Origin of the sequence: Sandarakinorhabdus sp. (assembly GCF_040398645.1) — a bacterium.
GTDB lineage: Bacteria > Pseudomonadota > Alphaproteobacteria > Sphingomonadales > Sphingomonadaceae > Sandarakinorhabdus.
On record NZ_JBBATR010000018.1, the window covers coordinates 1 to 8,831 of the forward strand.

An 8,831-nucleotide genomic window follows, 5' to 3' on the forward strand; every position below is an offset into this window, starting at 1 on the left:
TATGCCCGCAAATTGCGGGTGATCGCCCACGAACTTGGCCTGACGCTGCCGGTGGAAGACACCGCGCCGATGACCGATCCGGCCTCCCTGCTCAGCGCCAATCCGCTGGGCAAGGTGCCGGCGCTGGTGCTGGACGATGGCAGTATGGGCGGCAGCGCCATCATCGATTCGCCAGTGATTGCCGCCTATTTGCTGGCCTTGGTGCCGGCGCAATCGCTGCTGCCAATCGCTGGCACCGATCACTGGCAGGCGCGCAGCACGGAGGCGCTGGCCGATGGCGTGCTGGATGCAGCGATCATCCTGCGGTTCAACATGGCGCAGGGCATCACCTCTGGCCCGTGGGTGGACCGGCAGTATCGCGCCATCGAACGCGCGCTTGCCGTGATGAACACCCGCGTGGGCGGCAGCGGCTTTGGCGATATCTGCATCGCGGTGGCCTGTGATTATCTGAGCTTTCGCTTCCCCGATCTGGATTGGCGCGCGCATAATACGGCGCTGGCGGCACTGGTTGACCGGTTGCTGGTTACGCCGGCTTTTCAGGCCACCCAGCCGCCAATGTGACGTGCGGTGAGGGCCGCTCAGTCCAGCAGGGGGTTGGCAAATGCGATGCCAAGTTGGCCAGCAACCTTTGCCATCCCGCGATCAAGCGTGACAAGTGTGAGGCCGATGCGGCCAGCGATTGCGAGATGCAACGCGTCGCCACTGCGCAGGGACAATTCGGCTCGACTGACCCAGTTGCGCGCCATGACAAAGTCTGACGAGACGGCTGCAACCAGCCTCCAGTTCAGGCTGCTTACCGCCTCCAACAACTGCAGGGTCATCTGATATTGGGCCTCCGTGAGATCAATCCTGCGTCGCTTGCGTGACAATGCGCAGGTCGCTTCAAGCAACGTCCAGCCACTCATATGAACCTGACGGCCGGTGTTCGAATTGAGCCACGCCCTGACCTGCTCTGACTGTGTTTCGCGCGTCAACGCGGATACAAGGATCGAAGCGTCCAGATAGATCAAAGCTGATCCGTGCGGCGCAAATACTCAACGAAGCTCATATCTTCGTAGCCAGGCGGTGGGGTCCACATCTTCTGCTCCGAGACCAGAACCGTCAGTGCATTCCAATCAAATGGCTGTGGCGCATCGGACGGCGCGATCACACGAAGCTCCACCACTGGCTTGCCGCGGCGGGAAATGCGGACGGTCTCGCCGCTCTCGGCGCGCTCCACCAGCTCGGAAAGGCGGGGCTTGGCCTGGGCAATGTTGATATCCATGTGGAAAAACTTAGACCAAGTTGGTCCAACTGGCAAGCTGGCTAACCGTCCCGGCCTCGGGTCAAGCGCACGGCGCCATCGGGAATGGCGACCCAGGGGTGGCGGCGTTCTTCGAACACGCTGCGCATCGGTGGCGGCGTGTTTGGATCGGCGAACAGGCCGGCCGGGATGGCGATCAGGCCGGGGTTGATCGCGGCGGTGAAGCAGATCGTACTGCCGCAATTCGGGCAGAAGCGGTTGGTGAGTTCGCGGCCCTTGTCGCTGACATGCACGAAGGCGCGGGTTTCGCCAATTATGGTCACATCCGTTTCCATCAGCCACACGGCCATGCCGAATGGTGATCCGCTGCGGCGCTGGCAATCGGCGCAGTGGCACATGTTGACCGCTGCTGGCTGTGCGGCAAGGTGCACGTGCACCACGCCGCACAGGCAATAGCCGTCTGGCGTCACCGCTTCAGTTCCCGCGCCAGCGCCTTGGCGGTTTTCGCACCATAGGGCGGCTTGAACCCGGCCAGCCCGGCCAGATCGATCTTGGGCTGGCTGTAGATGGCCTTGGGATGGCTGAATTCCTTGAAGCCATCGTGGCCGTGGTAATTGCCCATGCCGGCCGGGCCGATGCCGCCGAACGGCAGATCTTCGGCGGACACATGGAACACCACGTCGTTGACGGTCACGCCGCCCGATATCGTGCGATCGAGCACGCGGCGCTGCTCGGCGGCGTCCTGCCCGAACCAGTAGAGGCCCAATGGCCGGTCACGGCGGTTGATCTCGTCAATCGCGCCGTCCACCGTCTTGTAGCTGCGCACCGGCAGCAGCGGCCCGAAGATTTCCTCCTGCATCACCGTCATCTCGTCGGTGGCGCCGCGGATGATGTGCAGCGGCATCTTGTTGGTGTTCTGCTTGGAAAAATCCTCGTTTGCCGGGTTCACCACTTCGACATTGGCGCCCTTGGCGCGGGCGTCGGCCACGTGCGCTTCCAGTCGTTCGCGGTGGCGGGCGCCCAGCACGCTGGTGTAATCCGGGTTGGCCAGCATGGTGGGGTACATCTTGGCGGTGGCTGCTTTCAGGCCGGCGACGATCTCGCCTTCCTTTTCTTCGGGCACCAGCAGATAATCGGGCGCCAGGCAGATCTGGCCGGCGTTCATCAATTTGCCCATCGCCACGCGTTCGGTGGCCGCTGCCACATCGGCGCTGCGGCTGATGATGGTCGGCGATTTGCCGCCCAGTTCAAGCGTGAGTGGCACGAGATTCTTCGCCGCCGCTGCCATCACGTGCCTGGCCACGCTGGTGGCGCCGGTGAAGATGATGTGATCGAACGGCAATTCGGTAAAGGCCTTGCCCACGTCCGGCCCGCCGGTGATCACGGCGATTTCGCTTTGGTCAAAGACGGCTTCCAGCACTTCCTTCATCAGGGCGGAGGTGACCGGCGTATATTCCGACGGCTTGATCATCGCGCGGTTGCCGGCCGCCAGCACGCCGGCGAGCGGCGCGAAGGTGAGGTTCACCGGGAAATTCCATGGGCTCAGGATGCCGATCACGCCCTTGGGCTGCCATTCCACCCGCGCCCGGGCACCGAGCAGGCCGAGCGGGAAATCGAGCTTGCGCTTTTCGGGGCGCATCCAGGCATCGAGATGCTTGAGGGCATGCTTGATCGGCTTGATCGACGACATGATGTCAGTGACCATGCTGAGTTCGGTGGAGCGGTGGCCGAAATCCTCGCTCATTGCGGCGGCAAACCGATCCTTGTTGGCCAGCACCACATCCAGCGCGCGGTTCAGGCGATCCTTGCGGGCGGCGGCAGTGACCGGCAGTTCGGCCGTAAAGCTGGCGCGCTGGGCATCCAGGATGCTGCGCATGTTGGCGGCATCGCGGGCATTCCACTCGTCGGTCTTCGCAATCGTGGCCATTGTCGGTTTCCTTATTGGTTGGCGCGCAATCTAGGCCGGGAAGCCGCACTCGCCAAGCACCCTATTGAACGCCGACGCCGGCACGATTGGCGGCGCGGCTGTAGGTAACGAAGGTTACACTTTCTTACGCGCGTGAGTCCGGTTGTTCGGATCGGAACGGGCGGTCTTGCAGATGGCCGCACCATGCCATCGACAGGCCGTGTAGGACAGCGGCGGTCGCCCCCGCACGGCAGCGGGCCGCTCCCAACTGACAGGCTGGCGGGGAGCAGAAGTTTGCGGCATCGTGCGTGAAACACACACAAGATTATGGGGAAGATTGCTGATGTCCAGCTGGCCTGCACTGTCGATTGCCGATGCCCACGCGCTGCTCACGGCGCCGGGGCAGGCGCTGGAAATGGAAACCGTTTCCATTCAGGGCCGGCCGACGCGGGTGTGGAAAAACGCCCCGCCCAGCCTCGCGCATTGCTTTGCCGCCGGCCGCGCCCACGGGGAGAAAATCTTCATGGTGCTGGACGATGACCGGGTCAGTTACGAAGCCTTCGCCCGGGCCACGCTGGCACTGGCGGCGCAATTGCGCGCCGATGGCCTGCAAAAGGGTGACCGGGTGGCAGTGGTGATGCGCAACCTGCCGGAATGGCCGGTCGCCTTTTATGCGGCCAGCCTGTGCGGCGCCATCGTCACGCCGCTCAATGCCTGGTGGACCGGCGGCGAGCTGGAATATGGCCTGACCGACAGCGGCACCAAGATGCTGATGATCGATGCCGAACGCTACAACCGCATCGCCGAGCATCTGCCGGCCTGCACCGATCTGGAAAAAATCTATGTGACGCGGGCCAGCGAGATGGAGCTGGGCGATCCGCGCGCCGTGCGGCTGGAAAGCACGATTGGCCGGCCGATGACCTGGGCCAGCTTGCCTGATCGCGCCATTCCAGCCGATGCGTTGGCGCTGCAACCCGAAGACGACGCGACGATTTTCTACACCAGCGGCACCACCGGCAAGCCCAAGGGCGCATTGGGCACGCACCGCAATATCTGCTGCAACATCATGGCCAGCGCCGCCAGCGCGGCGCGCAGCTTTTTGCGGCGGGGCGAACAACCGCCGGTCGCCGATGCGCAAGCGCCGCAGAAGGCCACTTTGCTGTCGGTGCCGTTCTTCCACGCCACCGGCTGCCATGCCGTGCTCAATCCCGCGCTGGTTGGCGGCGTGAAGCTGGTGCTGATGCGCAAATGGGATGTGGTCGAGGCCATGACCCTGATCGAGCGCGAACGTTGCAGCTCGGCTGGCGGCGTGCCCACCATCGCCTGGCAGATCCTCGAGCATCCGGACCGCGCCAAATATGACCTGTCCAGCCTGGAATCAGTCAGCTACGGCGGCGCGCCATCGGCGCCCGAGCTGGTTCGCCAGATTGCCAGCCAGTTCAAGGCCAAGCCCGGCAACGGCTGGGGCATGACCGAAACCAGCGCTACCTTCACCCACCACATGGCCGAGGATTATGAAAACCGACCGGACAGCTGCGGGCCTCCCGTTCCGGTGTGCGACCTGCAGGTGCGCGATGCCGATGGCAAGCTGCTGGGGCCAAACGAGGTTGGCGAAATCTACGGCTTTGGCCCCAATGTCGTGAAGCTCTACTGGAACAAGCCCGAAGCGACGGCAGCCACCTTCATCGATGGCTGGGTGCGCACCGGCGATCTGGGCCGCATCGACGAGGAGGGTTTTTGCTTCATCATCGATCGCGCCAAGGACATGCTGATCCGCGGCGGCGAGAATATCTACTGCGTCGAAGTGGAAAGCGCGCTGTACGAACACCCCGCCGTGATGGACGCTGCGCTGGTGGGGCGGCCGCACAAGCAATTGGGGGAAGAACCAGTGGCGTTCGTCACCCTCAAGGCCGGGGCCAACGTGACTGAGGCCGAACTGCGCGCCTTTGTGGCGGCGCGGCAGGCCGCGTTCAAGGTGCCGGTGGCGGTGCATTTTTCCGATGAGCCGCTGCCGCGCAACGCCAATGGCAAGATCTTGAAAACCGAGCTGAAAAAGCAGCTGGCGGGCTGAACCACGCCCGCCGGCTGCTCAATCGTTGATTGGTGCCAGCCTGCCATCGGCCAGCATCTGCTGCCCGGTGCCGGTTGGCGCCGGCGCGCCTTTGGGCCAGCGTGATTTCAGGAAGCGTGCGCGCGGATAGCGCGACACGTTCACCGCATTGCCCTGATTGCCGCCCAGGATATGGAAATTATTCTTGTCCTCACCAACGTAGAAACCGACATGGCCTTTCCAGCCCTGCAGGCTTTCGCGCCAGAAGGTCATCACCGCGCCCGGCTGCGGCGTGCAATCGACGCCAAAGCTGCCCCAGCTGCGTGCGCCCAGCGCGTTGGTCGGCAGGGTCTCGGCCGGCATGGTCAGGCCGATGCAATGCGCCACGAACAACCCGCACCACGATACCTCATCGTCTCCATAATCGATGCGCAGCCGCTTCGCCCAGCCGATGATGAGCGGGTTCGATCCGGGGCCAGTGTCTTCGGTGATGCCGATCGCGCGCTGCGCTTCGGTGAACCATGGCATCGACAGGTTGGACGATAGATTGGCCGCTGGGGGCAGGTTGCCGGCAGCAAGCTTGGCGATGGTGTCTGGCCCGGCGATGCCATCAACTGCCAGCCCATTGGCAGCCTGGAAGCCGCGAATGGCTGCGATGGTGTTGCGGCCCATGGCGCCATCGATGCCGCCGGGATCAAAGCCTTTGGCTTTCAACGCTTTTTGCAGTTCGAGTGTGGTCATGTCCAAAAACTCCCCCGACGTTACTGTGGGCATGTTATCGTAGCGCAGGCCGATAGGATAGCGGGTGCGCTTGCGTTATTGATCTTCGCGAATCGAAATCTATCCTGACCAACGAGGCCAAGCCATGAAGTTTTTTGCCGATACCGCCGATGTTGCCGAAATCGCTGATCTGGCCGCAACCGGCCTGCTTGACGGCGTCACCACCAATCCCAGCCTGATTGCCAAATCCGGGCGCAATTTCCTTGAGGTCGTCAAGGAAATCTGCGGCATCGTCGATGGCCCGGTGTCGGCTGAAGTGGTGGCGCTCGATCATGCCACGATGATGCGTGAAGCGACGGTTCTGCGCGCGTTGGCGCCCAATATCTGCATCAAGCTGCCGCTGACGCTGGACGGCCTGAAAACCTGCAAGGCCCTGACCAGCGAAGGCGTGAAAACCAACGTGACCTTGTGTTTTTCGGCCAACCAGGCGCTGCTGGCGGCCAAGGCCGGCGCGACGTTTGTCTCGCCGTTCGTCGGCCGGCTCGATGATATCGGCCATGACGGGATGGAGCTGATCCAGGATATCCGCACCATTTACGACAATTATGATTTCAAAACCGAAATCCTGGTCGCCAGCGTGCGCAGCCCGGTGCATGTGCTGGCCGCGGCGCGCATCGGCGCCGATGTTGCCACCATGCCGCCGGCGATCATCAAGCAGCTTGCCGGCCATGCGCTTACGGAAAAGGGGCTGGCGGCGTTCATGGCGGATTGGGCCAAGACCGGGCAATCGATCCTGTGATAGCTGAGCGGTGAGCCCGGCCGGCGAGCCGCTGGCCAGCCTGACCGCACGCTATCTGGCGGTGTGCGGCGATCAGCGCCGCCTGTCGCCGCACACGCTGCGTGCCTATGGCCTGACGCTGGACCGCTTTGACGATTTCCTGAGCGGCCATCTGGGCGGCGGCGTGGTCGGCGCGCAGCTGGCCAGCCTGCAAGTGGCTGATTTGCGAGGCTTTCTGTCCAGCCGGCGCAGCGAAGGCCTGGCGGCCACGTCGCTGGCGCGCGACGTGTCGGCGCTGCGCGGTCTGCTCGGCTGGCTGCGGCGCAGCGAAGGCCTGGCCTGCGATGCCATTGCCGCCCTGAAGGCCCCCCGCCAGCCGCGCCGTTTGCCGCGCGCCGTGGCCGCGCCCGACGTGCGCGATCTGGTGGCTGTGGTGGCCGATGCCGCTGCGCAGCCGTGGCTGGCGGCGCGCGATACCGCCGTGCTGCTGTTGCTTTATGGCGCCGGTCTGCGCATCGGCGAGGCGCTGGCGCTGACTGGCGCGGTACTGCCGCTGGGTGACCGCCTGATGGTCACCGGCAAGCGCAACAAGACGCGGGTGGTGCCGGTGCTGCCGCAGGTGCGCGATGCCGTGCTGGCCTATGCGGCGGCCTGTCCGTTTGCGCTTGTGCCCGGCGAGGCGCTGTTTCGGGGCCTGCGCGGCGGCGCGCTGGATGCCGGGACGGTGCGCCGCGCCGTGCAGGCGGCGCGCGGCGTGCTGGGCCTGCCGGCCAGTGCCAGCCCGCATGCGCTGCGCCACAGCTTTGCCACGCATTTGCTGGCGCGCGGCGCTGATCTGCGGCAATTGCAGGAGCTGCTGGGCCACGCCAGCCTGTCGTCCACGCAAATCTACACCAGCGTTGACAGTGCGCAGCTGCTGGACGCCTGGGCCGCGGCGCACCCGCGCGCCTGACGTTTACCCCGCCATGCGGCGCAAGATGATATCCCAATGCACCAGCGCCGGCGCGATGGCGTTGGTGGGGATGCGTTCATTGAGGCCGTGGGCGAACACATCTTCGCTGCGCATGAACAGGCTGGACACACCATAGGACGGGATGCCGAGCGCGCGCCAGAACACGCTGTCGGTGGCGCCGGCGTCCATGCCCGGCGTTGCCGTCAGCCCCGGCGCGCGTGCCGAAACCGCCGCTTGCACCGCCGCCGTCACATCGGCGCGCAGCGGGGATGGCGGCGTCACCGGCCAATCGACGCCAGTGGCAAAGCTGATGCCCGGGTCTTCGGCGATGCGGGCCAGCTCGGTTTGCACCTGCGCAATGCTGGTGCCCGGAAAGATGCGGCAGTTGACCGTGAGCGTCACTTTTTGCGGCAGCGCGTTGGGGGCGTGTCCGCCGCTGGTCATGGTGGGCACGCAGGTGGTGGCAATCTGGCCGATGGTGCCCGGATTGCCGCGCAGCGTGGCCGCCGCTGCGCTGTCGGTGGGATCGGCTGCAAAGCGCAGCATCGCCTCCCCCAGTGCATCCTTGCGCCGCCGCCCGGCGTCGGCCAGTGCCGCGCGGGTGATGTCGCTGGCCTGCGCCGGCCAGCGGTGGCCGGCGATGCGTGCTGCCACCAGGCCCATGCGCGCGATGGCATTGCTGGCGCCCGGCGTGCTGCTGTGGCCGCCGGGATCGGTGATGGTCAGGGTGAAATCGGCATAGGATTTTTCGGCGGCTTGCAGCTTGTAGAAATAGGGTGTGCCGGCGCTGTCCAGCCCGCCGCCGCCGCCATCGCTGTTCAGCATCAATTCGATGCCCAGCGCCTGGGCTTGCTTCGCCTGCGCGGCGCTGGTGATGCCGTCGGTTTCCTCGTCGCCCGACAGGAACAAGTGAATGTCGCGCTTTGGCTTGAAGCCGGCGGCCTTCAGCTTGCTCAGGGCGGCCAGCATTATGGCGATATCGAATTTGTTGTCATGCACGCCGCGGCCAAAAATATAGCCGCCATCCTCGATTGCCATGAACGGATCGCGCGTCCAATCGGCTGGATTGGCCTCCACCACATCAAGATGCCCGGTGAGCGCCAGCGGCTTGGCGGCGGGTTTGGCCGCGCGCCACACCATGTGGAATGTGGCGGTGCCGGCCATTTCGGCCACATCAATGTC

10 protein-coding genes are annotated in these 8,831 nt (G+C 64.8%); 4 read left to right on the forward strand and 6 right to left on the reverse strand.

The annotated features are described in order from the left end of the window. A partial coding sequence (locus ABWP50_RS05940) for a glutathione S-transferase family protein (protein WP_353217075.1) occupies positions 1–561 on the forward strand: 561 nt, incomplete at its 5' end. 17 nt (positions 562–578) lie between these two features. On the opposite strand, the gene ABWP50_RS05945 is transcribed toward ABWP50_RS05940, so the two are convergent. Genes ABWP50_RS05945 through ABWP50_RS05960 form a run of 4 tightly spaced genes read right to left on the reverse strand, consistent with a single transcriptional unit; the run spans position 579 to position 3,170 of the window. Then, positions 579–1,010 carry a type II toxin-antitoxin system VapC family toxin gene (locus ABWP50_RS05945; protein ID WP_353217076.1) on the reverse strand — a complete coding sequence of 144 codons (432 nt, stop codon included), beginning with the start codon at positions 1,008–1,010 and terminating at the stop codon, positions 579–581. Then, positions 1,007–1,264: a type II toxin-antitoxin system Phd/YefM family antitoxin gene (locus tag ABWP50_RS05950; protein WP_353217077.1), complete on the reverse strand. Its 258-nt coding sequence runs from the start codon at positions 1,262–1,264 to the stop codon at positions 1,007–1,009. Before ABWP50_RS05950 ends, ABWP50_RS05945 begins: the two co-directional genes overlap by 4 nt. Positions 1,265–1,305: 41 nt before the next feature. After that, on the reverse strand, positions 1,306–1,713 hold the full coding sequence (locus ABWP50_RS05955; protein WP_502950988.1) for a GFA family protein: 408 nt from the start codon (positions 1,711–1,713) through the stop codon (positions 1,306–1,308). Beyond that, a complete protein-coding gene (locus ABWP50_RS05960) occupies positions 1,710–3,170 on the reverse strand; it encodes a coniferyl aldehyde dehydrogenase (protein WP_353217078.1) in 1,461 nt (486 codons plus the stop codon). Before ABWP50_RS05960 ends, ABWP50_RS05955 begins: the two co-directional genes overlap by 4 nt. Positions 3,171–3,492: 322 nt before the next feature. On the opposite strand from ABWP50_RS05960, the gene ABWP50_RS05965 reads away from it, so the two are divergent. Further along, entirely contained in the window at positions 3,493–5,220 is a 1,728-nt protein-coding gene (locus ABWP50_RS05965) for a class I adenylate-forming enzyme family protein (RefSeq protein ID WP_353217079.1), read from the forward strand. Between the two features lie 18 nt (positions 5,221–5,238). Here the strand turns inward: ABWP50_RS05965 and ABWP50_RS05970 are convergent, their stop codons facing one another. Next, positions 5,239–5,940 (reverse strand): NlpC/P60 family protein, encoded by a 702-nt coding sequence (locus tag ABWP50_RS05970; protein WP_353217080.1) that lies wholly within the window; start codon positions 5,938–5,940, stop codon positions 5,239–5,241. Positions 5,941–6,064: 124 nt separating this feature from the next. Here ABWP50_RS05970 and fsa point away from each other — a divergent pair, with 124 nt between their 5' ends. Next, positions 6,065–6,718 carry a fructose-6-phosphate aldolase gene (gene fsa, locus ABWP50_RS05975; protein ID WP_353217081.1) on the forward strand — a complete coding sequence of 218 codons (654 nt, stop codon included), beginning with the start codon at positions 6,065–6,067 and terminating at the stop codon, positions 6,716–6,718. Between the two features lie 10 nt (positions 6,719–6,728). Then, positions 6,729–7,649, forward strand: coding sequence for a tyrosine recombinase XerC (locus ABWP50_RS05980; RefSeq protein WP_502950989.1), 921 nt, complete (start codon positions 6,729–6,731; stop codon positions 7,647–7,649). A 3-nt stretch (positions 7,650–7,652) separates the two neighbouring features. Here ABWP50_RS05980 and ABWP50_RS05985 read toward each other — a convergent pair. After that, a partial coding sequence (locus tag ABWP50_RS05985) for a M20/M25/M40 family metallo-hydrolase (RefSeq protein ID WP_353217082.1) occupies positions 7,653–8,831 on the reverse strand: 1,179 nt, incomplete at its 5' end.

Excerpts from the sequence above, each read along its gene's own strand:
- fsa (WP_353217081.1), top strand. The coding sequence starts at position 6,065 with ATGAAGTTTTTTGCCGATACCGCCGATGTTGCCGAAATCGCTGATCTG.
- ABWP50_RS05960 (WP_353217078.1), bottom strand. The coding sequence starts at position 3,170 with ATGGCCACGATTGCGAAGACCGACGAGTGGAATGCCCGCGATGCCGCC.
- ABWP50_RS05970 (WP_353217080.1), bottom strand. The coding sequence starts at position 5,940 with ATGACCACACTCGAACTGCAAAAAGCGTTGAAAGCCAAAGGCTTTGAT.
- ABWP50_RS05950 (WP_353217077.1), bottom strand. The coding sequence starts at position 1,264 with ATGGATATCAACATTGCCCAGGCCAAGCCCCGCCTTTCCGAGCTGGTG.
- ABWP50_RS05965 (WP_353217079.1), top strand. The coding sequence starts at position 3,493 with ATGTCCAGCTGGCCTGCACTGTCGATTGCCGATGCCCACGCGCTGCTC.